Below are 24,065 nucleotides of genomic sequence, written 5' to 3'. Positions count from 1 at the left end.
GTCAAAAGATTCGCGCCTGAAGGCGCTCCTACACGCGGGCGCCGGAAAGCGGGCAAAAAGAAAGCCCGCAGCGCTTGAGCAGCTGCGGGCTTTCAGCTCCCTCCCCCACGTCGGAAGCGAAAGCATCGTGGCGTGGGGGGCGGAATGTTGCACGTTGCAGTGCAACATCGCGCCGGCTTCAGAGCACCAGCCAGGTCACCAGGCCCAGGAAAGCGCCCATGCTGACGACGTCGGTCAGGGTTGTGAGGAAGATGCTCGAGGCCGTGGCCGGGTCGGCGCCCAGGCGCTTGAGCGCCAGCGGGATCGTGGACCCCGCCAGGCCGGCGATCATGCAGCTGAAGGCCATCGCGGCCAGGGTGATCAGGCCCAGCGCCAGCGCGTCGCCGCCGCCGTCGCGCGCCACCACCCAGTACATGGCCGCGCCGGCGATCGCGCCGGTCACGGCGCCGTTGACCAGGCCCAGCACGCCTTCCTTGGCGATGATGCCGGCGATGCGGGTGGACTTGAGCTCGCCGAGGGTCATGCCACGTAGCATCACCGCCAGCGACTGGCAGCCCAGGTTGCCGGCCTGCCCGCCCAGCACCGGCAGGAACACCGCCAGCACCACCACGCGATTGATGGTGTCCTCGAAGTAACCCACCACCGCCGCCGCCACGAACACGGTCAGCAGGTTGATCAGCAGCCAGGGATTGCGGAACTTGAAGGCGCGCCACAGCGGCGTCGCCAGGCGTTCCTCCTTCTCGACGCCGACCATGGAACCGGCCTGCGCGGAAATCTCGAAGGCCTGCTGCTCGAACAGCACCTGCCCGCGCACCTGCCCGACCAGGTGGCCGTCGTCCTCGCAGACCGGATAGACCGGATAGTGGCGCGTGACCACCTCCCGCATCGCATCCACCAGGTCCATGCCCGGACGCAGGCAGAAGGGCGAGCGGATCATGATCTCGTCCAGCGGCCGGTCGCGGTCGGCGTAGAGCAGGTCGCGGAAGGCCACCACGCCGACCAGGCGCTGGCTGCCGTCCACCACCCACAGGTAGGTGACCAGCCGCTGCTTGACCACTTCACGCAGCGCGTCGATGGCGGCACTGACCGCGGTGCCGGCCGGGAACACCGCCGGCGGATCCTCGATGAGCCGGCCCACCGAGCCTTCCGGATAACGCTGGCTGTCGGCCCAGTCGGTGCCCACGGGCGCCGCGGCCATCACCGCCGTGCGTTCGCCCATCGGCATCGCCGCCAGCAGGTCGTTGGCCCGCGCCGGCGGCAGGCTGGCCAGCAGTCGCGCCACTTCCGGCGCCGGCACGCCCTGGAGGCGCTTGATCGCCGAATCGGTGTCGAGCGCGGCAATGCGCTTGGCCAGGTCCTGGCCGGGCGCGGTATTCGAATTGCTCACGAATTTCTCCCCTGGGAAAGCCTTCGAAAACGCCTTAAGCCTAGCCGAACGGACAGGACTGCGGCCATGCGCGCCCCGCGCGGTTCTGGGACAATTGCCGCCTCGCACTCCCACGGCGAACAAATCCGATGACGGCGTCCTCCCTGCGAGCCCTGCTCGCGCTTTCGTGCGGCCTCGTGCTCGCCGCCTGCGGTGCCGACGACGCCGCCACGCCCGCCACCCCCTCGCTGAGCGTCAGCGTCGCCGAACCGGCGATGCAGTCCCTGCCCCGCCGCATCCCGGCCTCGGGTTCGATCGCGGCCTGGGAAGAGGTGGTGCTGGGCGTTGAACTGTCCGGCCAGCGCGTGGCCTCGGTGGCGGTGGAGGTCGGCGACGAAGTGCGCGAAGGCCAGCCGCTGCTGCAGCTCGACACCCGCACGCTGGCGATGGAACTACGCCAGGCCGAAGCCGCCCTGGCGCAGGCCGAAGCCAACCTCACCGTCGCCAGCGCCAACGCCCGCCGCGGCGAGATGCTCAAGCGCGAGCAGCTGGTGGCCGCCAGCGAAGCCGACCAGCTGATCGCCGGCGAACTCACCGCCAAAGCCCAGCGCGACACCGCCCGCGCCCAGGTCGACAGTGCCCGCCTACGCCTTGGCTTCGCGACGCTGCGGGCGCCGCATGACGGCGTCATCTCGGCGCGCAGCGTGCAGCCCGGCCAGGTGGTCACCGCCGGCGCCGAACTGCTGCGCCTGATCCGCGACCGTCGCCTGGAATGGCGCGCCGAGCTGCCCGAGGACGCCCTGGTCCAGATCGAAGAAGGCATGCCCGTGCGCCTGCAGGCGCCCGATGGCCAGCCGGTGACCGGCACCGTGCGCACCCTTTCCCCGGGCCTGGACAGCCGCAGCCGCACCGGCACCGTGTTCGCCGACCTGCCGGCGCCCGGCGGCCTGCGCGCCGGCATGTACGCGCCGGGCGAGATCCTGCTGGCCGAGCGCGAAGTGCGCACCGTGCCCGCCGCCGCGATCGTCGAACGCGACGGCTACCGCTACCTGTTCGTGCTTGGCGAAGGCGATGTCGTGGCCCAGCGCCGGGTTGAACTGGGCGCCCGCAGCGGCGACGTGGTCGAGGTCCGCGAGGGACTGGAAGGCGACGAACGCGTGGTGGTCGAAGGCGCCGGCTTCCTGGCCGACGGCGACCTGGTGCGCGTCGTGCCGACGCAGGACTGAGCCATGGCGATCAACTTCTCCGCCTGGTCCATCAACCGGCCGCTGCCGGCGATCCTGCTCTTCATCCTGCTCACACTGGTGGGCCTGTTCGGGTTCCAGCAGCTGGCCGTGTCGCGCTTCCCGGACGTCTCCTACCCGGGCATCACGGTAACCGTGGTTCTGCCGGGCGCGACGCCCAGCCAGCTCGAAACCGAGGTGACACGCAAGGTCGAAGACTCGGTGGCCAGCCTGGCCGACATCAACAAGCTGGTCAGCACCGTCACCGAAGGTTCGTCCACGACCTTCGTGGAGTTCCGGATCGGCAAGGACATCTCCGACGCGCTCGACGAGGTGCGCGACGCCGTCGCGCGCATCCGTGCCGACCTGCCGGCCGACATCGAGGACCCGGTGGTCGCGAAGATCGAGATCGTCGGCGGCACGCTGGTCACCTACGCGGTGGCTTCGGACAGCCTGGGCGAGGACGAGCTGAGCTGGTTCGTCGACAACGAAGTCACCAAGAAGCTGTTCTCGGTGCGCGGTGTCGGCACCGTGGTGCGCAGCGGCGGCATCGACCGCGAGGTGCAGGTGGACCTGCGGCCGGGCGTGCTGGCCGCCTACGGCATCACCGCCGGCGAGATTTCGGCGCAGCTGGCGCGTTCGCAGCTCGAACGCTCCGGCGGCCGCGCCACCCAGGGCAGCAGCGAACAGGCGATCCGCGCCGTCGGCACGGTGGACAGCGCGCAGACCCTGGAACAGTTCCCGATCGTGCTGCCCGACGGCAGCCAGGTGCCGCTGGTGGCGCTGGCGACGGTCACCGACGGCCACGCCGAACGCCGGCAGCTGGCGCTGATCGACGGCCAGCCGGTGGTCAGCTTCGGCATCAGCCGCACCCGCGGCTCCAGCGAGATCGACGTCGGCGAAGGCATCGAAAAGGCCATCCGCGAACTCGGGGAGCAGCACCCGCGCGTGCAGTTCAAGCTCGTCAGCACCGCCATCGACGAAGTGCGGGCCTCCTTCAAGTCCTCGATGACGATGCTCTGGGAGGGCGCCCTGCTGGCGGTGCTGGTGGTCTGGTGGTTCCTGCGCGACTGGCGCGCGACCTGGATTTCGGCGCTGGCGCTGCCGCTGTCGATCATCCCCACCTTCGGCGTCATCTGGCTGCTGGGTTTCAGCCTGAACATGATCACGCTGCTGGCGCTGGCGGTGGTCGTGGGCATCCTGGTGGACGATGCCATCGTCGAAGTCGAGAACATCGACCGCCACCTGGCCATGGGCAAGCCGCCCAAGCAGGCCGCGACCGAAGCCGCCGATGAAATCGGCCTGGCCGTCATCGCCACCTCGGCGACGCTGGCCGCGGTGTTCATCCCGGTGGCCTTCATGCCCGGCATCGCCGGCAAATTCTTCCTGGAGTTCGGCTGGACCGCGGCGACGGCGGTGATCTTCTCGCTGATGGTCGCGCGACTGCTGACGCCGATGATGGCGGCCTACCAGCTCAAGCCCAAGCCGCACGTGGAAAAGCAATCGAAGCTGATGGCGCGCTACCTGCGCCTGGTCGAGTGGGCGCTGGCCAACCGCTTCAAGACCCTGGGGCTGGCGCTGCTGATGTTCATCGGCTCGCTGATGCTGCTGCCCTTCATCCCGGCCACCTTCATCCCCGGATCGGACCTGGGCCGCAGCAACCTGAGCCTGGAGCTGCCGCCCGGCGCCCGCCTGGAGCAAACCGCGGAAATGAGCGAATCCGCGCGCGCGCTGATCAGCGACATCCCGGAGCTTCGCCAGGCCTACGCCACCGTCGGCGGCGTGCTCGACCTGGGCGACCCCGCGGTGAGCGGCTTCGGCGAGGTGCGCAAGGTCACGATGGTGCTGGACTGGGGCCCCGAGGGCGAACGCGAGCGCTCGCAGAAGGAGCTCGAGCGCGAAGTACGCGAGCGGCTGACCGCGCTGCCCGGCGTGCGCCAGCGTTTCCTGAGCAGCGAACCGGGCGAGCAGCTGATGCTGGTGCTCAGCGGCGACGATCCCGAGCGCCTGTACCGCGCCGCCGACGAGTTCGAGCGTGACCTGCGTTCGCTGCCGGGCCTGGGCACGGTCAGCTCGACTGCCTCGCTGCTGCGCCCGGAGCTGGTGATCGTGCCCGACGCCCGCCGCGCCGCCGACCTGGGCGTGTCCACCGTGGACATCGCCGAAGCCGCGCGCATCGCGACCAGCGGCGACTTCCGCCAGCGCCTGGCCAAGCTCAACCTGCCCGACCGCCAGGTGCCGATCCGCGTACGCCTGGCCGAGGAAAACCTCTCCGACCAGGACCTGCTGACGCTGATGCGCGTGCCCAGCGCCAAGGGCGGCACGGTACCGCTGTCGGCGGTGGCCGATATCCGCCGGGGCAGCGGACCCTCACAGGTCAACCGCTACGGCCGCCAGCGCAACATCACCTTCACCGCCGAACTCAACGGCCGTCCGCTGGGCGAGGTGATGGCCGAAGTCGAAAAGCTGCCCTCGCTGCAGCGCCTGCCGCCCGGCGTGCAGGTGCAGAACACCGGCGATTCGGAAATCTTCGTCGAACTCTTCGTCGGCTTCGCCCTGGCAATGGGCGCCGGCCTGTTCTGCGTGTACGCGGTGCTGCTCTTGCTGTTCAACCACGCCAGCCACCCGCTGATCATCCTGATGGCGGTGCCGCTGTCGGCCGGCGGCGCCTTCGGCGCGATGCTGCTCACCGGGACCCTGCTGTCGCTGCCGGCGCTGATCGGCCTGCTGATGCTGATCGGCATCGCCACCAAGAACTCGATCCTGCTGGTGGACTACGCTGTCATCGCCGAAGACGAAAAGGGCATGAACATGCACGACGCCCTGGTGGACGCCTGCCACAAGCGCGCCCGCCCCGTCATCATGACCACCATCGCGATGACCGCCGGCATGACCCCGATTGCCCTCGGTCTGGGCGCCGACGCCGCCTTCCGCCAGCCGATGGCGATCGCCGTGATCGGCGGCCTGGCCACCTCGACGCTGCTGAGCCTGGTGGTGATCCCGGCAGCCTTCGCGGCCATGGAAACCTTCACCCGGCGCTTCACCCGCAAGACCTAAGAAGGGGGTCAGGTTCACTTTCCCTCGCGGGAGCGTGTTTCCGAGGCGCGGGCGGGCATTCTGATGATGGCCGGCCGCCCTGTGCGGCCGGAGAACGGATCCACTGCTGACGCTGCATGCCGCGCAGGTCGCACTCCAATCTTCGTCGGCGCTTGCGGGAAGTGCCTACGAGAAATTGCTCCGTGAAGCCACGCCTTCCGATGAACTCGATCAGATCCGCGACTACCTTCGCCAGCAGCGCGCGTGGGGCCGGGACGACTTCCAGGCCATGGTTCAGGCCAAGACCCAACGTTTCGCCGCGACCCGGCCGGCACACCGGCCGGCACGCGCACCGCAGAAGTGAACCTGACCCCGTTCTAGTCGTTGGGAGGCGGGGGCACCCCGGCGCAGCGGGGCAGATCCAGGGCCCGTGCGCGAGCGCAGATGTGTGAGCGCTGGATTGAAATCATCCGGGCCAACTCCTCCGGCACGGGTTCCAGCCCAGCCAGCCGCGCCTCGGCTTGGGCCAGCGTGTCCTCGGCGGCCTCCAGCTCGCCGGCGTCGCGAAGGATGCGGGCCAGCATGCCTTCGTAAATCACAGTGTCGGGGCTGGGTTGTGGCTGTTCGGCCCGGCTGAGCTCCACGGTGGCGCGCATGTGCTTGGTAGCTGTTTCCAGGTCGCCCTGCTGGAGCGCCCCGAGCGCCAGGCTGCTCATCGTCTTTAGCAGGAAGGGATGGTCGGGACCCAGCTGCCGGCGCTGTTCCTCCAGCACGGCCTCCCGAAGCGCCAGCGCCTCCTGCTGGCGCCCCATTTCATCAAGCATGAAGGCCCGGTTGCTTTGCAGGATCCAAAGGTCCGGACTGCCGGCGGGGTGGACACGACGATGCATGGCGTCGGCCTGGTCGAACAGTGCCTCCGCTTCTTCGTAACGACCGCGGTTGTAGGCGACATACGCCTCGTTCGATACCAGCACCGCCATCGTGTTGGCAGGCACCATCTCCAGTATTTCCGCAGGCATCGCCCGGGCCTCGGCGAACAGCGCGGCCGCCGCCTCGTGGTCATCCTGCCCCAGCTTGAGTTCGCCAAGGTTGGCAAGCACGGTGAAGTACAGGTCACTCTGTTCCAGGCCCGCGAGGCGCATGTCCGAGCGCAGCGCTTCCATCGCGTCGACCGCTTCACCCGTGCGCTGCTCGGCGCTCAGGACCTGCACGAGGGCCTGCCGGATCTCCATCACCGGCATCGAATCCTTTCCGGCTATCGCGACCGCGTCCTTCAGCGCCAGCTCCAGCAGCTCCCGTGCCTCCGCCGTGCGGCCACGCCCCAGCAGGGTACTGCCCAGGGTTTGGCGGATGCGGTAGAGCAGATCCGGCCGATCCGCAAAGAAGGCGTCGACCGTGGCCAGCGACGAGTCCACCGCTTCGGCCAACGTCATCTCACCGCCCGACACGTACGGATCGGAGTAGGTGAGGATGCCGGTGAGGAACTTGTTGATGCGGTTCGCGTCGCTTTCCGCACGGCGGGCCTCCCCGGCCTGCCAGAAAGCCACGCCCGCCGACGCCAGCACCGCCACCAGCGCCAGCGAAGCCGCCAGCACGCCCCAGCGGTTACGGCGCACGAACTTGCGGACCCGGTAGGCGGTGGAGTCCGGATGCGCCTGCACCGGGAGGCCGGCGAGGTAGCGCCGTATGTCGTCGGCCAGCTCCTGGGCCGAGCCGTAGCGGCGCGCGGATTCCTTGTGCATCGCCTTGGCGACGATGCGCTCGATGTCCGGCGTGATCTGCGCACGACGCTGGCGCCGCTCCGCGTCCGTCAGCACGGCCTTGTCGAGCATCTTTCGCATCGGGTCCGGCAGGGTTTCGCAGACCACGTGCTCGGCTTCGGAGGGGCGCAGCCCCCCGAGTTCGTAGGGGCGCACGCCGGCTATAAGCTGGTAGAGCATCACGCCCAGCGAGTACACGTCGGAACTGGTGGTCAGCCTCTGCTGGCGCACCTGTTCGGGGCTGGCGTAAGCGGGCGTCATCGCCGACAGCGAGGTCTGGCGCTTGCCGCCGGTATCCAGCGGTTCGGCTTCGAGGATCTTGGCGATGCCGAAATCGAGCAGGCGCGGTTCCCCGTTGGCCCCCACCAGGATGTTGTCTGGCTTCAGGTCGCGGTGCACGATCAGGTGGCGGTGCGCTTCCTGCACGCCGTCGCAAACCTTGCCGAACAGCACCAGCCGGCCCCGCAGGTCCAGCTTGTTCTGGCGGCAGTAATCGGTGAGCGGCACACCGTCCACGAATTCCATCACCAGGTAGGGAATGCCGCCCGAGGTGCTGCCGCCGTCGAGGATGCGCGCCACGTTCGGGTGGCTCATCCGCGCCAGGATGTTGCGTTCTTCCTCGAAGCGGCTGATCAGCTGGCGCCGGAAATCGGCCGCGGCCAGCAGGTGCACCGGCCGGACAAGCTTGATCGCCACCTGCTGGTCGTAGGCATCGTCGGCACGACGACCCAGGTAAACCACGCCCATGCCGCCGGCTTCCAGCGGCTTGAGCAACTCCCAGGGGCCCAGGCGCTCGCCGACCTTCGGGAACTCGGCCGGCGCTTCCTCGGGCGCCACTACGGTTTCCTCGGGGAACCCCGCCGAGGCGCGGTCGGCATCAAGCAGACGCAGGACCCGGTCGCGGATGGGCGGGTCCAGTTCCTGCCCGTCGAGCCAGGCGCGCCTGTGCTCCGGCTTCTGGGCCAGCGCCCGCTCGAACCACTGCAGCACCTGCACTTCAACGGATGTGTTCATCGATGCCCCCTGCCGCCTGTCGCGGCCCGACGTTAACAGAAGGTGGGAGCCAGCCGTTGACCAGTCACTCCCGTGCCGCGAGACGCGCATGATCCTGGCCCGGCACCGGTGGCCGAGACAGACGCCATGCCGCGTTGCTCCAGTGACCCACCCCGGAGTCGCCCCATGGCCGTGACCCGCCGCCAGTTCCTGGCAACCCCCGCGGCCCTGGCCGCCAGCGCGCTCGTGCCCGGTTCGCTGCTGGCTGCGGTCGCCTCGCAGACGCCGGCCATGCCCGACCTATCCAACTGGGACATCGTGCGCGCCCAGTTCATGCTCGATCCGGCCTATCGCCATTTTTCTTCGTTCTACATCGCCAGCCACCCGGCGCCGGTGCGCGACGCGCTGGAAGGCTATCGTCGCGCGCTCGACGCCAACCCGCTGCTCACCGTCGAACACGGCATGTTCGGCAGCGACGAGCAGCACCTGCCCTCGGCCGTGGCGCGCGACGTGGCGGCGTATTTCGGCGGCCGGCCCGAGGACATCTGCCTGGTGCGCAGCACGACCGAAGGGCTCGCCCTGGTCTACCACGGCCTGCCGCTGCAGGCCGGCGACGAGGTCCTGTGCACCACGCACGACCACTACGCCCACCACGAATCGATCCGCCTGGCCACGCAGCGCGCCGGCGCGACCATGCGCAAGATCGCGCTGCACGACGATGCTGCCAAGGCCAGCACCGATGAAATGATCGCGCGACTGAAAGCCGCCATCGGCCCGAAGACGCGTGTGGTGGGGCTGACCTGGGTGCATTCGAGCAGTGGCCTGCGCCTGCCCATCCGCGAGATCGCCGCCGCGCTGGGCGAACTACCGCAGTCGGTTCTGCTGGTGGTTGATGGCGTGCACGGGCTGGGTTCGGCCGACGAGGACATTCCTTCCACCGGCGTCGATTATTTCGTCGCCGGCACGCACAAATGGATTTTCGCGCCGCGCGGCACCGGCATCGTCTGGTCGGATGCCGCGGGTTGGGCGCGACTGCGACCCGTGGTGCCCAGCTTCACCGACATCGAAAGCTACGAGGCCTGGGCAGGCGACCGCGACCCGCAAACGCCCAACAACGCCGGCCGCATGTCGCCCGGCGGCTTCCATGCCTTCGAGCACCAGTGGGCGATGGGCGCGGCCTTCCGCATGCATTCGACGATGGGGCGGCGCCGCGTGGCGGAACGCATCGCCGCGATGAACAGCCAGCTCAAGGAAGGATTGGCCGGCCTGCCCAAGGTACGGCTGCACACGCCGATGTCTCCGGCCCTGTCCGCCGGCGTAGTCGCCTTCGAGGTGGAGGGACTGACGCCACAGCAGGTCGTGCAGCAGCTGCTGGAGCGCGGCTTCCTGGCCAGTGTGAGCCCCTATGCCGTGGCGTATGCGCGGCTGGCGCCGAGCCTGGTGAATACAGCGGAAGAGGTGGACCAGGCGCTTGCGGCGATGCGCCAGGTTGCCGCCTGACCATCGCCCGCGCCCGGGGCTCCTCAGCCCGCGCCCTCAGCCGGCCATCAGGAAACAGTCGATCCGCAGCCGGTCGGTCTCGTCGGTCATGCGGATGATGTGTTCGTCGTGGGCATGGCCCGCACCGGCCGCCGAAAACTCGTAGCGGGCCGGCCAGCCCGCGTACGCGCCGCCCTTCCAGCGGATGGCGCCGCTGGCGGCATCGACGGCGTAGCCGCCGCGCACGTTGTTCACGGAATAGCTTTCCTTGCCGAGCTGGATGTAGCCGATCGTGGTCATCGACTGGCGGCAGACATAACGACCCAGCGGCGGGCGGCCATCGGCGCGGCGGCGGTCGGGTGCCGGCGCGGGCTTTGCCGCGGCATCGCTGCCGATCACGCGGCAGGACTGGAGCCGGAAGGTGCCCCAGCCCCAGGCGGTATTGTCGCCCTGGACGGTGAGGCGTGAGCCGGCCTGCAACGCGGCGAGCCCGCCGCGCTGCCCCTCGTCGAAGCTGCACATCGCCACGCCGAACGGACCGTCGGTGAGGCGGATGTAGTCGGAGCCCACGCTCTGCAGATTCCCGGTAAGGGTGACGGTACGTCCCTCGTAACGCTGCCGGGCCGCCGGCGTGTTGACGCGATAGGCCTCGCCGATATCGGCAAGGTTCGCGGTGACAGCCGCGGCCGCCGGCGCGCGCACGGCGGGCTTTGCAGGCTTTGCGGGCTTGGTCGCACCGGCCGGTCGCGCCGGCTTCGGCGCGGGGCCCACGTCGGGCCCGGCGACGCCCGGCACCTGCACCGGACGCATGCGGTCGGGCGCCATCGCGAAATCCATCGGCCGCCCGGTGTACGCGCTGGTCCTGATCCCGCAGTAGTCCTCGCCGTTGATATCGGGGCCGGTCACGGTGCCCCGGTACCACTCGCTGCCGACCAGCAATTCGACCTCGTTCCCGGCCACGCACAGCGCCCGCCAGTCCGTTCCGCCCTCCCGGGCCGCGGCCGGCGTCGCGATGCACGCGGCCAGTGCAATGAAGGATGCGGCGAAAGCCGCCCGATGCGGGATGGCGAGCTTCAGGGCCATGCAGGGGTCTCCTTTTCCGGCGTTCCGGGCTGCGATATCCCGAGTTTGCCAGCCCTCCCGGGGTCGCTGGAATGCGAAAAAAACGAAGCCCGGCACAAGGCCGGGCTTCGTGGTCAGGCTCGATGGCTGGCGAGGATCAGAAATCCATGCCGCCCATGCCGCCCATGCCACCCATGCCGCCGCCCATGCCACCGGCGGCGCCGCCTTCGTCCTTCTTCGGCGCTTCGGCCACCATGGCTTCGGTGGTGATCATCAGGCCGGCGATCGACGCGGCGTTCTGCAGCGCGGTGCGCGTGACCTTGGTCGGGTCCAGGATGCCGAACTCGATCATGTCGCCGTACTCGCCGTTGGCGGCGTTGTAACCGAACGCGCCCTTGCCCTCGACGACCTTGTTGAGGATGACGGACGGCTCGTCGCCGGCGTTGGTGACGATCTCGCGCAGCGGCGCTTCCATCGCACGCAGGGCGATGTTGATGCCGTGGCTCTGGTCGACGTTGGCGCCTTCCAGGCCCTTGATCGCGGCCTTGGCGCGCAGCAGCGCGACGCCGCCGCCCGGGACGATGCCTTCTTCGACGGCAGCGCGGGTGGCGTGCAGCGCGTCTTCGACGCGGGCCTTCTTTTCCTTCATCTCGATCTCGGTCGAGGCACCGACCTTGATGACGGCCACGCCGCCGGCGAGCTTGGCGACGCGCTCCTGCAGCTTCTCGCGGTCGTAGTCCGAAGAGGTTTCTTCGATCTGCGCCTTGATCTGCTTGATGCGGGCCTGGATGCCGTCGGCAGCGCCGGCGCCATCGATGATCGTGGTGTTTTCCTTGGAGACCTGGATCTTCTTGGCGCGGCCGAGATCCTTGATGGTCGCCTTCTCGAGCTGCAGGCCGACTTCCTCGGAAATCACGGTGCCGCCGGTCAGGATGGCCATGTCTTCCAGCATCGCCTTGCGACGGTCGCCGAAGCCCGGGGCCTTCACGGCGCAGACCTTCACGATGCCGCGGATGGTGTTCACCACCAGGGTCGCCAGGGCTTCGCCCTCGACTTCCTCGGCGACGATCAGCAGCGGCTTGCCGGCCTTGGCCACGCCCTCGAGCACGGGCAGCAGCTCGCGCACGTTCGAGATCTTCTTGTCGTAGAGCAGGATGAACGGGTCTTCGAGCTCGGCCGACATCGACTGCTGGTTGTTGATGAAGTACGGAGACAGGTAGCCGCGGTCGAACTGCATGCCCTCGACGACGTCGAGCTCGTTCTCCAGGCCCGAGCCTTCTTCAACGGTGATCACGCCTTCCTTGCCGACCTTGTCCATGGCCTTGGCGATCAGCTCGCCGATGTCGCCATCGGAGTTGGCCGAGATCGAGCCGACCTGGGCGATTTCCTTCGAGGTCGAGCAGGGCTTGGACAGGGTCTTGAGCTCGGCGACGGCGGCCACGACGGCCTTGTCGATGCCGCGCTTGAGGTCCATCGGGTTCATGCCGGCGGCGACCGCCTTCATGCCTTCGCGGATCAGGGCCTGCGCCAGCACGGTGGCGGTGGTGGTGCCGTCACCGGCGATGTCGGAGGTCTTGGAAGCGACTTCCTTGACCATCTGCGCGCCCATGTTCTCGAACTTGTCGGCCAGCTCGATTTCCTTGGCGACGCTGACGCCGTCCTTGGTGATCGTGGGGGCGCCGAAGCTCTTGTCGAGCACGACGTTGCGGCCCTTCGGGCCCAGGGTGGCCTTGACGGCATTGGCGAGGGTGTTGACGCCCTTCACCATGCGCGCGCGGGCGTCTTCACCGAAACGAATTTCCTTGGCTGCCATTTCTGTATTACTCCGGATTCTTTTGAATTGAGGGGGAAGGCTGGTCGCGCGGAAGGCGCGTTATCAGCCGAGGATGGCGAGGATGTCGTCTTCCTTCACCACCAGGAACTCGGTGCCGTCGAGCTTCACTTCGGTGCCGGCGTACTTGCCGAACAGCACCTTGTCGCCAACCTTCACGGTCGGGGCGCGGGTCGAGCCGTTGTCGAGCGCCTTGCCGGCGCCGACGGCGACCACTTCACCCTTGATCGGCTTTTCGGTGGCCGAGTCGGGAATCACGATGCCGCCAGCGGACATCTTTTCCTCTTCCATACGCTTGATGACCACGCGGTCGTAGAGCGGCTTGATGTTCATGAGTGTCCTCGTTAGTCCTTTAGTTTCAACGACATGGGCCAGTGTGTTAGCACTCGGCCCTGGTGAGTGCCAATGATACGCGCGCAACCGGCAAACCGGAAGCGCCGCGGCCCGGGATTAATGGGGCCCGGGTCCGGCCTTTCAAGGCCCCCGGCAAGTGTTGCTTTCCAGGCCGCCCTTGGTCCTACAATCGGGGCGTGCCCGCCGACCGGCCAAGGCGCGCCCAAACCCTTGAACCACAAGGGCTTCGGCGCGGACAGAGCATGGCGGCGGCGCCCCGGGCAACTGCCCGGTGCGGCGCCGGGGGCGCCCACGACGCCGGGGTTCTGCTAAGCAGGGCTATCCGGCCGCCCGGAAATACCGGTGCCTGCCCACTCGCCAGGGGGGTGGTTAGGGCATGTGCACCGGTTCCGGACAGTTGTGCTGACCTGGTTAGAAAAACCAGGCATCACGGATCCTTGCAGGGCCTTTTCGGGGAAACAGAGATGACTCATCTATTCAATCGCATCAGGCAGGCGCGCCGGGGAGCGTCCCTGTCACAATCGGAGCTGGCCTTCGCGGTCGGCGTCGCGCGCAGCGCGGTCGCGCAGTGGGAGCGCAAGGACGGCGCCCGGCCGACCACCGACAACATGGCCAAGATCGCGATGGCCACCGCGGTCAGCTTTGAATGGCTGGCCACGGGCCGCGGCAGCCGCTGGGTCGGCGGCGGCAGCGAGGACGACGGCCACGAAACACCGGCGATGATGCTCAACTTCTACGCCCAGTGCGGCCTGGAAGAGCGCCTGCTGGTGGCCTTCCGCTCGCTGCGCAATCCCGAGCAGCAGCCGCTGGTGGATTTCGTCGAGGCCATGACCGCCCGGGCCTGAGCGTTGCGGCCGCGGCCTCGCCACGGCCGCGAACTTCCGGGGATACTGGCGGTCCGACAGGGGCGGCGCCGCGGCGCCCGCCCCGCTGCCCGAACGAGATCCCGCATGACCCGTTGGCTTCTGGCCTTGCTGGCCGCCCTGAGTTTCGCCCTCCCGGCCCAGGCCGTGGACGAGGCCGACCTGCTGCCGATCGATGAGGCCTTCGCGCTCACCGCGACCGCCACCGAGCGCGGCCGCATCGAACTGAACTGGGACATCGCCGAAGGTTATTACCTCTACCGGCACCGGATGGGCGCCGAGGTGGTTTCCGCGGGCTTCAAGGCCAATCCGCTCGAATTGCCCGACGGCATTGCCTACACCGACGAATTTTTCGGTGACGTGGAAACCTACCGGGGTGCCGTCACCGGCGTGCTGACCGGCGCCGCGGCCGACGGCACCCGCCAGGTCGAGTTGAAGGTGAAGTACCAGGGCTGCGCCGACCTGGGCATCTGCTACCCGCCGCACACGAAAACCCTGCAGGTGTCCCTGCCGGCGGCGGCCACCGGTTCGGCGCCCGCCGCCGGCCTGGACCTGCTGGCCCCGCGCGGCAGTGGCCTGTTCGGCCCGGGCTCCGGCGCGACCGACTCACTGCCCCTGCCCGAGGAAGAAGCCTTCCGCTTCGAGGCGATCGTCGACAGCGCCGACCAGCTGCTGCTGCGCTTCACGCCGGCGCCGGGTTATTACCTCTACCGCGACCGCAGCAGCGTCGAAGTACGCGGCGAAGGCATCTCGGCCGGCGCCATCGGCTGGCCGCCCTCGACCTCGCATTTCGACGAACACTTCGGCGACGTCCAGGTTTATTTCGAGCCCGTGGACGCGCCGCTGCCGCTGCGCCGCGAACACACCAATGCCGCGACGGTGACCGTGGTCGCCAATTTCCAGGGCTGCCAGACCGACGGCATCTGCTATCCGCCGATGACGCGGGAAGTGACGCTGAGCCTGCCGGCGGGGGGACGTGTAGGAGCGCCTTCAGGCGCGAATCTTTCCGCTTCGCCTTCGGCGAAGGACGGCTTCGCGCCTGAAGGCGCTCCTACAGGGATCGTTGTCGCGCTGCTGCTGGCGCTCGCCGGCGGCGTGATCCTCAACCTGATGCCCTGCGTGCTGCCGGTCCTGTCGCTCAAGGCGCTGTCGCTGGCCCAGGGCGGCGGCGACCGCCGCAAGGCGCGTTCGCAGGCGCTGTGGTACACGGCCGGCGTACTGGCCAGCTTCGCCGCGGTCGGCGCCGCGGCGCTGGCGCTGCGCCAGGCCGGCCTGGCCCTGGGCTGGGGTTTCCAGCTGCAGCAGCCGGGCGTGATCACCGCGCTGGCGCTGGTGATGGTCGCCATCGGCCTGTCGCTGTCGGGCGTGGTCGCCTTCGGCGCCACGCTGGCCGGCACCGGCCAGTCGCTGGCGCAGAAGTCCGGCCCGGCCGGCGACTTCTTCACCGGCGTGCTGGCGGTCGTGGTGGCCAGCCCGTGCACGGCGCCGTTCATGGGATCGGCGCTGGCGTTTGCGTTCGCGGCGTCGCCGGCGGTGGCGATCGGTGTGTTCCTGGCGCTGGGCCTGGGCCTGGCCCTGCCCTTCCTGCTGATCGGCTTCGTGCCGGCGCTGGCCGCACGGCTGCCCAAGCCGGGCGCCTGGATGGAAACCTTCAAGCACCTGCTGGCCTTCCCGATGTACCTCACCGCCGTGTGGCTGCTGTGGGTGCTGGCCAAGCAGCGCGGCGCCGACGCCATCGGCCTGGCCCTGGTCGGCGTGGTCGGCCTGGGCCTGGGCCTGTGGCTGTGGGAGAAGGCGCGCTGGAAGGGCGTGGCCGCGAAAACCCTCGCTGCGCTGGTGATCGCGCTGTCGCTGTGGCCGGTGGTGGCGGTGCAGCGCATGCCGGCGCCGGTGCGGGCCGAAGCGATCAGCGACGGCGCGGTGGAATATTCGGCGCAGCGGCTGGAACAGCTTCGCCGCGACGGCCGCGTGGTGTTCGTCAACATGACCGCCGACTGGTGCGTCAGCTGCAAGGCCAACGAGCGCAGCGTCCTGGGCCGGGACGCCTTCAAGGCCTCGCTTGAACGCGCCGGCGCGGTGTACATGAAGGGCGACTGGACCAACGTGGACCCGGAAATCACCGCCTTCCTGGAAACCCACAAGGCCGTCGGCGTGCCGCTGTACGTGGTTTATCCGCGCCAGGGCGAACCGCGCGTGCTGCCGACCATCCTGACCCAGGGCATCGTCGACGAGGCCCTGGCCGAGGCGGCGCGATGAAGCGCGAAGCCGTTTTCACCTGGGGCGCGATCGTGCTGCTCGGCGGCCTTTCGGCCTGGCTGGGCTGGTGGCTGGGCCAGCGGGCGCTGTGGCCGGAGGAAAAACCGGCGCCGCCCGGCATGGTCGTCACCGAGCCCGGCCAGCTGGCACCGCCAATGAGCCTGCCCGACCTGCGCAGCGGCCAGCCGGTGGCCGTCACCGGCCCGGGCCGGATGCGGCTGATCAACTACTGGGCCAGCTGGTGCGGCCCCTGCCGCAAGGAAATGCCGGTACTGGATGCCTTCGCCCGCCAACAGGGCGGCAACGGCATCAAAGTGATCGGCATCGCGCTGGAAAGCCGAGAGGAGGCCCTGGCCTTCCTCGAGGATGTTCCGGTGGAATTCCAGCTGCTGGTGGAGAACCCCGGGCCGGGCGACAGCTCGGTGCAGCTGGGCAACCGCCGCGGCATCCTGCCCTACACGGTGCTGATCGACGCCGAAGGCCGGCTGCTCAAGACCCATTACGGGGCCTTCCCCGACCCGGAATCGGTGCGCGAGTGGGCCCGCCCCTGAGGCTTGCGCCATCCGGGAGCGCTCCGGGCCAACGAAATTCAAACGCCTGTTAACATCTGCGAAGTCGCGGCGATCGTCTGGACAACGCCCCCGCCCTGCCCCCAGACTGTGCGTCCCTCGGGGAGAGGCACGGCGTGGCGAACATCCTGGTACTGCATGGTCCGAACCTGAACCTGCTCGGCGAACGCGAGCCGGGCATCTATGGCCACGTGCGCCTGGACGACATCAATGCCCGCCTCGCCGCCCGCGCCCGCGAGGCCGGCCACCAGCTCGACAGCTTCCAGTCCAACGCCGAACACGCGCTGGTGGACAGGGTGCAGGCCGCCCGCGGCGACGGCACCGCCTTCCTGCTGGTCAATCCGGCCGCCTTCACCCACACCTCGGTGGCCCTGCGCGACGCCCTGGCGGCGGTCGCCCTGCCCTTCATCGAAGTGCACCTGTCGAACCCGCATGCGCGCGAGCCGTTCCGCCACACCAGCTATTTCACCGACCTGGCGGTCGGGCTGGTCAGCGGCTTCGGCGCCGACAGCTACGCCTACGCGCTCGAAGCCGCCATCGCGCGGCTCTGAGCCCCTTTCCAACCCCATCATCACCAACAAGACGAGGCCGTCATGGACCTTCGCAAGATCAAGAAGCTGATCGACCTGCTCGAGGAATCGAACCTCGCCGAAATCGAAATCAAGGAAGGCGAGGAGTCCGTCCGCCTGGCGCGCGTGCCCTCGGGCAGCTACGCCGCGGCGCCGGCGCCTGCGCCCGCGCCGGTGGCCCACCACGTGGAAGCCCCGCGTGCGCCCGCCCCGTCGGCCCCGGCCGCGCTGTCGGCCGACGCCGTGGGCAAGTCCACCAAAGACATCCCGGACGGCCACACGGTGCGTTCGCCGATGGTCGGCACCTATTACGAGTCGCCCGCGCCGGACAAGCCGGCTTTCGTGAAGGTCGGCCAGCAGGTCAAGGCCGGCGAGACGCTGGGCATCATCGAAGCCATGAAGATGTTCAACCCGATCGAGGCCGACGTCTCGGGCACGGTGCGCGCGATCCTGGTCGAAAACGGCCAGCCGATCGAATTCGACGAGCCCATGTTCGTCATCAGCTGAGGACCGGCCCATGCTGGAAAAAATCGTCATCGCCAACCGCGGCGAGATCGCGCTGCGCATCCTGCGCGCCTGCCACGCCCTGGGCATCAAGACGGTGGCGGTGCACTCCACCGTGGACCGCAACCTCAAGCACGTGGCCATGGCCGACGAGTCGGTCTGCATCGGCCCGGCGCCCTCGTCCGAGAGTTACCTCAACATCCCTGCGATCATCGCCGCGGCCGAGGTCACCGACGCCCAGGGCATCCACCCGGGCTACGGCTTCCTGAGCGAAAACGCCGACTTCGCCGAGCGCGTGGATAAGTCGGGCTTCGTCTTCATCGGCCCGACCGCGAACGTGATCCGCATGATGGGCGACAAGGTCGAGGCGATCCGTGCGATGAAGGATGCCGGCGTGCCCTGCGTGCCCGGCTCCAACGGCCCGCTGCCCGATGACGAGGCCGAGTGCATCGCCCACGGCCGCGAAATCGGCTACCCGGTGATAATCAAGGCCGCCGGCGGCGGTGGCGGCCGCGGCATGCGCGTGGTGCACACCGAAGGCGCGCTTCTGACGGCGATCGCCGCCACCCGCCAGGAAGCCAAGGCCGCGTTCTCGAACGACATGGTCTACATGGAGAAATTCCTGGAGAACCCGCGCCACGTGGAGATCCAGGTGCTTTCCGACGGCCAGGGCAATGCCGTGCACCTGGGCGAGCGCGACTGCTCGATGCAGCGCCGCCACCAGAAGGTGGTCGAGGAAGCGCCTGCGCCGGGCATCACCGACGAGCAGCGCGCCGAGATCGGCCGCATCTGCACCGAGGCCTGCGTGCGCATCGGCTACCGCGGCGCCGGCACCTTCGAATTCCTGTTCGAAAACGGCCGCTTCTACTTCATCGAAATGAACACCCGCATCCAGGTCGAACACCCGGTGACGGAGATGATCACCGGCGTCGACCTGGTGAAGGAGCAGCTGCTGATCGCCAGCGGCCAGAAGCTTTCGATCCGCCAGGAAGACATCCGGATCAACGGCCACGCCATCGAGTGCCGCATCAACGCCGAGGACCCGGAGTCCTTCCTGCCCAGCCCCGGCCTGATCCGCCACTTCCACGCCCCGGGCGGCCCTGGCGTGCGCGTCGACAGCCACATTTACGAAGGCTACAAGGTCCCGCCGAACTACGATTCGATGATCGGCAAGCTGATCGTGCACGGCCCCGACCGCGCCACCGCGATCGCGCGCATGAAAGTGGCGCTTAGCGAAATGGTCGTCGACGGCATCAAGACCAACGTGCCGCTGCAGCAGCGCATCATGGCCGACGTCGGTTTCCAGCAGGGCGGCACCAACATCCACTACCTGGAAAAGCGGTTGGCGGAGCGCAAGGAAAAAGCGATAGGGTTGGGCTGAAACGCCTGATCCGGAGCCATATCCTTGAAAAGTGCGGGAATCTTTCTGCTTTCGCTAACGATGGCAGTGGTTCTGAGCGGCTGCGGCGTTGCCGAAGATGTCGCCGCGACCGCAAAGCAGCTCGACCAGGCGCACCAGTTCGGCGAAGTGCGCCGCGAGGCCGACCCGACCGACCCCACGGGCCGGCGCTTCAGCATCAAGGTGGAAGCAAAGGAAGAGGCCAGCTGGCATGACGCCATGCGGGTCATGGGCGAAGCCGGCCTCTACTGCGAGAAGAGCAACAGCTTCGGCCTGTCGGGCCACGTCCCGGAGTTCAGCCCGCTGGAGGAGCCGGTCGAGGCGCCGCGTTTGCATCCGGCCGGCACCGTCTTCGAGCAGCAGATCCTGTGCGGCATCGATTATCCGCAGGAAATCGTGCTGCCCGCTGGCACGACGCGTCAGGAGGGGTTTGACCGCCTCCGTGCCGAACTCGCCGGAGACGGCGGCTTCGATTCCAAGCGGCATCTCGCCGTGATGGCGAGCTTCAACGACCGGCATCCCAAGTACAGCGCCATTGCGAAGGCGGTCGGCGAGCTGCACGCCCGCAGCCACCGCTACTGCCGCGGGCAGGGCGTCGCCTTCCCGAGTCTGCTGGTGATGTCCCTGCCGACGCCGACGCCGGAAGAAGGCGTGTTCCTCAACCGCTCGGACGCGTTCGTTGGGGCGGAGTTTTCGTGCATGGATGGCGAAGCGGCGGACGAGTCGCTCTGAGGGCGGGGCAAGCCCGCCGGCATCCACCAATGCGACAATGGCGGCCCGCCCCACGCCCCGGCCGCCATGCCCTTCCTCGAACTCGCCCTGACCGTCCGCGCCGAAGACGAAGCCCGGGCTGAAAACGCGCTGTCGGACATCGGCGCGCTGTCGGTCACCCTGCTCGACGCCGATGCCAGCACGCCGAACGAACGCGCGGTGCTCGAGCCGGGCGTCGGCGAGCAGCCGCTGTGGCCGCAGATCACCCTGCTGGCGCTGTTCCCGGGCAACACGGTGCCGGAACTGGTGCTGCACGCTCTCGACGCCTTCGACAGCGGGCTCGACCTGGCCGGCGCACAGTTCCGCGAAGTCGCCGACCAGGACTGGGAACGCGCCTGGATGGACCAGTACGAACCCCTGGCCTTCGGCAAGCGCACCTGGATCGTGCCCTGGAACATGGACGCACCCGCGGAATCCGAAGGCGGCGCCATCGTGCGCCTCGACCCGGGCCTGGCCTTCGGCTCGGGCACGCATCCGACCACGGCGCTGTGTCTGGCGTGGCTCGATTCGCTCGACCTGGCCGGCAAGACGGTGCTCGATTTCGGCTGCGGCAGCGGCATCCTCGCGCTGGCGGCGGTGAAGCTGGGCGCCGAACGCGCGGTCGGCGTGGACAACGACCCGCAGGCGCTTTCCGCCACGGCCGACAACGCCGAACGCAACGGCGTCGGCGACCGGCTGGCCGTGTTTGCGCCTGAAGACGAACCGCCGGCCGCGTATCCGGTGGTGGTCGCGAACATCCTTGCCGTGGCGCTCGACGCGCTGGCCGACACGCTGGCCGCGCGGGTGCAGCCCGGCGGCGCAATCGCGCTTTCCGGCATCCTGCACGGGCAGGAGCCGGCGCTGCTGGAGCGTTACGCCGCCTGGTTCGACGACCTGCAGGCCGTGCAGGAAGGCGACTGGATGCGCATCACCGGCCGCCGCCGCGCCGGCTGAGCCGGTATCCTTCGCGCCATGCCGCCCCGCGCCCCCCGTTTCGCCGTCGCTGATGCGCCCGCGCCCCGCACGCCCCGCCCCTGGGGCTGGTGGGCGCTGGCCGTCGCGCTGGCCGCAGGCCTGGCCCTGCAGCTGATGCTGGCCGACCGTGCCCGCCTGGCCACCGACCCCGCCTGGCGCCCGCGGCTGGAAACCCTGTGCGGCGTGCTCGGCTGCGACCTGCCCGCCTGGCACGAGCCGGGCGCCTTCCGGGTGACCAGCCGGGAAGTGCGCCGGCATCCGCAGGACAATCGCGCGCTGCTGATCAGCACGAGCTTCCGCAACGACGCCCGCTGGGCCCAGCCCTGGCCGGTGATGGAAGTCGCGCTGCACGACATCGATGGCAACGCCCTGGGCCTGCGTCGCTTCCAGCCCCATGAATACCTCGGCAGCCCGCCGGCCACCGCGCTGATCGCGCCCAGCCAGTCGGCCAGCGCCACGCTGGAGATCCTTGATCCCGGCCAGCGCGCCGTCGCGTTCACTTTCGACTTCCACTGAAGTCGTACGAAAGGGCAGTCGCGGGGTAAGTAGGATTGACGTAGACTCTGCTCCCCCGTCGCCCCGGCCGGCGGGTTCCGCACGGAAGCGGACCAGAACAGTGGAGCGCCCCCGAAGTGAATGTCCCGACCGCCGCCAGAGCGGAAACCACCACGACGCCCAGCGGCCACACGCCCCTGCGCGAGCACGTTTCCCGCTCGGTGCGCCGTTACCTGCACGACTTCAACGGCTGCGACCCCGACGACCTTTACGAGGTCGTCCTGCGCGAGATCGAACTGCCGCTGTTCGCCGAAGTGATGCGCCACTGCGAAGGTAACCAGAGCCGGGCCGCCGCCTGCCTGGGCATCAACCGCGCCACCCTGCGCAAGAAGCTCAAGGCCTACGGCCTGGCCTGAGTAGGGGTCATGAAAACCGGGGTCAGAGTCGAATTTCGGCCTCGGCGGTACATGGATAGCCAGACACTCGAAGCCGAAATTCGACTCTGACCCCGGTTTTCACGACCCCGGTTTTAGCCCGGTATAATCGCGGCCTTGTCTCCGAGGTGCCCGATGACCGACCGCCAACCCGTCCGCCGCGCCCTGCTTTCCGTTTCCGACAAGACCGGCGTGGTCGAACTGGCCCGCGGCCTGCACGCGCTCGGCGTCGACCTGCTCTCCACCGGCGGCACCGCCAAGGCCCTGCGCGAAGCCGGCCTGCCGGTGCGCGACGTCAGCGAAGTCACCGGTTTCCCGGAAATCATGGACGGCCGGGTCAAGACCCTGCACCCGAAGATCCACGGCGGCCTGCTCGGCCGCGAGGGCACCGACGACGCGGTGATGGCCGAACACGGCATCGCGCCGATCGACCTGCTGGTGGTCAACCTCTATCCCTTCGTGCAGACGGTGTCGAAGCCCGGCTGCAGCTACGACGACGCGATCGAGAACATCGACATCGGCGGCCCGGCGATGCTGCGCGCCACCGCCAAGAACCATGCCCGCACCAGCGTCGTGGTCGACCCGGCCGAGTACGGCGCGCTGCTTGGAGCGCTGCAGGCCGGCGGCACCACGCCGGCCATGCGCCGCGCCTGGGCCGCGAAGGCCTACGCGCACACCGCCGCCTACGACGGCCAGATCGCCCAGTGGCTGTCGCCGCGCGCCGAGGATCCGGAACAACCCGAAGCCTGGCCGAAAACCTTCCACGCCTCGCTGCAGCTGGCCTCGGCCCTGCGCTACGGCGAAAACCCGCACCAGCGCGGCGCGCTCTACGTCGAAGCCGCCGCCGGCGAAGGCATCGTGGCCACTGCGCGCTTCCTGCAGGGCAAGGAGCTGAGCTACAACAACCTGGCCGATGCCGACGCCGCGCTCGAGTGCGTCAAGGCCTTCGACGCACCGGCCTGCGTGATCGTCAAGCACGCCAATCCCTGCGGCGTCGCCGTGGGCGACAGCCTGATGGACGCCTACGACCGCGCTCACGCGGTGGACCCGACCTCGGCCTTCGGCGGCATCATCGCCTTCAACCGCGAGCTCGACGCGGCCACCGCCGCTGAAATCCTCAAGCGCCAGTTCGTTGAGGTGGTGATCGCGCCGTCGATCGCCGCCGATGCGCTGCCGGCCTTCGCGAAAAAACCCAACGTGCGCGTGCTGGCCTGCGGCGAGCTGCGCGCCGCCGGCGGCCTGGAATACAAGCGCATCGCCGGCGGCCTGCTGGTGCAGGACGCCGACACCGATGCGCTGGGCGCCGCCGACCTGAAGGTCGTGTCGAAAGTCGCGCCGTCGGACGCCCAGATGCGCGACCTGCTGTTCGCCTGGAAAGTGGCGATGTACGTCAAGTCCAACGCCATCGTGTACGCGAAGGACCTGCAGACCGTCGGCATCGGCGCCGGCCAGATGAGCCGCGTGGTCAGCGCGAAGATCGCGGGACTGAAGGCCGAAGAGGCCGGGCTGGTGGTGCCGGGCTCGGTGATGGCCTCCGATGCCTTCTTCCCGTTCCGCGACGGCATCGATGCCGCCGCGCAGGCGGGCATCGCCGCGGTGATCCAGCCGGGTGGCTCGATGCGCGACGCCGAAGTCATCGCCGCCGCCGACGAACACGGCATGGCGATGATCTTCACCGGCCGCCGGCACTTCCGCCACTGATGGCGAAGGCCTCCAGCCCGCGCTGGCTCGTGGCCGTGGTGCTTGCCGGCGGCCTGGCGATCATCGCCGCCGGCTGGTGGAACGCCGACCGGCGCGCCGCCCAGGCGCGCGAGTCCGCGATGGCGGCGCGGGTGCAGGCGATCATCGACGAGTTCCAGAAAGGCCTGCCGCGCGAATACTCGCCGGGCCTGGAACTGCAGCGGGTGGCCTTCGAGGGCAGCGACCTGGTGATGACCATCCGCAGCCTGCGGCGCCGCGCCGACCCGTCCGACCCGGGCCTGTCGCAGGTGGCCCAGGCCGAGAAAGCGCTGATGCTGCCGCTGTGCGACCAGCCCGATGTGCTGTTCCTGCTGGCGCGCGGCGTGGTGATCAAGCGCCGCTTCGTCGACAGCGAAGGCCGCCTCTTCTTCGAAATCTCGCTGGCCTCGGCAGACTGCGCACGCTGA

General features: G+C 68.9%; 20 protein-coding genes. 15 read left to right on the top strand and 5 right to left on the bottom strand.

Annotation, left to right across the window (positions count from 1 at the left end; all coding sequences use genetic code 11):
- Positions 1-178: 178 nt before the first annotated feature.
- The gene (locus ACE3TE_RS05945) at positions 179-1,387 is read right to left on the bottom strand and encodes a magnesium transporter (RefSeq protein ID WP_374603098.1); all 1,209 of its coding nucleotides are present in this window, start codon (positions 1,385-1,387) and stop codon (positions 179-181) included.
- 128 nt (positions 1,388-1,515) lie between these two features.
- Between ACE3TE_RS05945 and ACE3TE_RS05940 the strand changes: the two genes are divergently transcribed.
- Positions 1,516-2,592, top strand: a complete 1,077-nt coding sequence (locus ACE3TE_RS05940) for an efflux RND transporter periplasmic adaptor subunit (RefSeq protein WP_374603096.1) — start codon at positions 1,516-1,518, stop codon at positions 2,590-2,592.
- Positions 2,593-2,595: 3 nt separating this feature from the next.
- The gene (locus ACE3TE_RS05935) at positions 2,596-5,646 is read left to right on the top strand and encodes an efflux RND transporter permease subunit (protein WP_374603094.1); all 3,051 of its coding nucleotides are present in this window, start codon (positions 2,596-2,598) and stop codon (positions 5,644-5,646) included.
- A 356-nt stretch (positions 5,647-6,002) separates the two neighbouring features.
- Here ACE3TE_RS05935 and ACE3TE_RS05930 read toward each other — a convergent pair whose 3' ends face one another.
- The gene (locus tag ACE3TE_RS05930; protein ID WP_374603093.1) at positions 6,003-8,399 is read right to left on the bottom strand and encodes a protein kinase; all 2,397 of its coding nucleotides are present in this window, start codon (positions 8,397-8,399) and stop codon (positions 6,003-6,005) included.
- Positions 8,400-8,564: 165 nt separating this feature from the next.
- Here ACE3TE_RS05930 and ACE3TE_RS05925 point away from each other — a divergent pair, with 165 nt between their 5' ends.
- Positions 8,565-9,878: an aminotransferase class V-fold PLP-dependent enzyme gene (locus ACE3TE_RS05925; protein WP_374603091.1), complete on the top strand. Its 1,314-nt coding sequence runs from the start codon at positions 8,565-8,567 to the stop codon at positions 9,876-9,878.
- 36 nt (positions 9,879-9,914) lie between these two features.
- On the opposite strand, the gene ACE3TE_RS05920 is transcribed toward ACE3TE_RS05925, so the two are convergent.
- The 3 genes from ACE3TE_RS05920 to groES all read right to left on the bottom strand — a co-directional run bounded on the left by ACE3TE_RS05920 (position 9,915) and on the right by groES (position 13,083).
- Positions 9,915-10,940 carry a hypothetical protein gene (locus ACE3TE_RS05920; RefSeq protein ID WP_374603089.1) on the bottom strand — a complete coding sequence of 342 codons (1,026 nt, stop codon included), beginning with the start codon at positions 10,938-10,940 and terminating at the stop codon, positions 9,915-9,917.
- Between the two features lie 136 nt (positions 10,941-11,076).
- Positions 11,077-12,732, bottom strand: a complete 1,656-nt coding sequence (gene groL, locus ACE3TE_RS05915; RefSeq protein WP_374603087.1) for a chaperonin GroEL — start codon at positions 12,730-12,732, stop codon at positions 11,077-11,079.
- 63 nt (positions 12,733-12,795) lie between these two features.
- Positions 12,796-13,083: a co-chaperone GroES gene (gene groES, locus ACE3TE_RS05910; protein WP_374603085.1), complete on the bottom strand. Its 288-nt coding sequence runs from the start codon at positions 13,081-13,083 to the stop codon at positions 12,796-12,798.
- 485 nt (positions 13,084-13,568) lie between these two features.
- Here groES and ACE3TE_RS05905 point away from each other — a divergent pair, with 485 nt between their 5' ends.
- From ACE3TE_RS05905 to ACE3TE_RS05850, 12 genes are all read left to right on the top strand, one after another.
- The gene (locus ACE3TE_RS05905) at positions 13,569-13,949 is read left to right on the top strand and encodes a helix-turn-helix domain-containing protein (RefSeq protein WP_374603083.1); all 381 of its coding nucleotides are present in this window, start codon (positions 13,569-13,571) and stop codon (positions 13,947-13,949) included.
- Positions 13,950-14,054: 105 nt separating this feature from the next.
- On the top strand, positions 14,055-16,223 hold the full coding sequence (locus ACE3TE_RS05900) for a protein-disulfide reductase DsbD family protein (RefSeq protein ID WP_374603081.1): 2,169 nt from the start codon (positions 14,055-14,057) through the stop codon (positions 16,221-16,223).
- Positions 16,220-16,774 carry a TlpA family protein disulfide reductase gene (locus ACE3TE_RS05895; protein ID WP_374603079.1) on the top strand — a complete coding sequence of 185 codons (555 nt, stop codon included), beginning with the start codon at positions 16,220-16,222 and terminating at the stop codon, positions 16,772-16,774. Before ACE3TE_RS05900 ends, ACE3TE_RS05895 begins: the two co-directional genes overlap by 4 nt.
- A 134-nt stretch (positions 16,775-16,908) precedes the next feature.
- Complete coding sequence (gene aroQ, locus ACE3TE_RS05890) at positions 16,909-17,343, top strand: type II 3-dehydroquinate dehydratase (RefSeq protein WP_374603077.1); 435 nt, start codon at positions 16,909-16,911, stop codon at positions 17,341-17,343.
- Between the two features lie 42 nt (positions 17,344-17,385).
- Complete coding sequence (gene accB, locus ACE3TE_RS05885; RefSeq protein ID WP_374603075.1) at positions 17,386-17,868, top strand: acetyl-CoA carboxylase biotin carboxyl carrier protein; 483 nt, start codon at positions 17,386-17,388, stop codon at positions 17,866-17,868.
- 10 nt (positions 17,869-17,878) lie between these two features.
- Positions 17,879-19,246, top strand: coding sequence for an acetyl-CoA carboxylase biotin carboxylase subunit (gene accC / locus ACE3TE_RS05880; protein ID WP_374603073.1), 1,368 nt, complete (start codon positions 17,879-17,881; stop codon positions 19,244-19,246).
- Between the two features lie 60 nt (positions 19,247-19,306).
- The gene (locus tag ACE3TE_RS05875; RefSeq protein WP_374603071.1) at positions 19,307-19,996 is read left to right on the top strand and encodes a hypothetical protein; all 690 of its coding nucleotides are present in this window, start codon (positions 19,307-19,309) and stop codon (positions 19,994-19,996) included.
- 66 nt (positions 19,997-20,062) lie between these two features.
- Positions 20,063-20,968: a 50S ribosomal protein L11 methyltransferase gene (gene prmA, locus ACE3TE_RS05870; protein ID WP_374603069.1), complete on the top strand. Its 906-nt coding sequence runs from the start codon at positions 20,063-20,065 to the stop codon at positions 20,966-20,968.
- A gap of 18 nt (positions 20,969-20,986) precedes the next feature.
- The gene (locus tag ACE3TE_RS05865) at positions 20,987-21,505 is read left to right on the top strand and encodes a DUF3426 domain-containing protein (RefSeq protein ID WP_374603067.1); all 519 of its coding nucleotides are present in this window, start codon (positions 20,987-20,989) and stop codon (positions 21,503-21,505) included.
- 116 nt (positions 21,506-21,621) lie between these two features.
- The gene (fis, locus tag ACE3TE_RS05860; RefSeq protein ID WP_374603065.1) at positions 21,622-21,900 is read left to right on the top strand and encodes a DNA-binding transcriptional regulator Fis; all 279 of its coding nucleotides are present in this window, start codon (positions 21,622-21,624) and stop codon (positions 21,898-21,900) included.
- A 153-nt stretch (positions 21,901-22,053) separates the two neighbouring features.
- Positions 22,054-23,619, top strand: a complete 1,566-nt coding sequence (purH, locus tag ACE3TE_RS05855) for a bifunctional phosphoribosylaminoimidazolecarboxamide formyltransferase/IMP cyclohydrolase (RefSeq protein ID WP_374603064.1) — start codon at positions 22,054-22,056, stop codon at positions 23,617-23,619.
- Positions 23,619-24,065, top strand: a complete 447-nt coding sequence (locus ACE3TE_RS05850) for a hypothetical protein (RefSeq protein WP_374603062.1) — start codon at positions 23,619-23,621, stop codon at positions 24,063-24,065. The genes purH and ACE3TE_RS05850 overlap by 1 nt, the downstream gene beginning before the upstream one ends.

This window comes from Arenimonas sp., assembly GCF_041919775.1.
In the GTDB taxonomy this organism is placed as follows: Bacteria; Pseudomonadota; Gammaproteobacteria; order Xanthomonadales; family Xanthomonadaceae; genus Arenimonas.
Note: the sequence above shows the minus strand (reverse complement) of the source record. Positions and strands in the feature narration are given on the sequence as shown.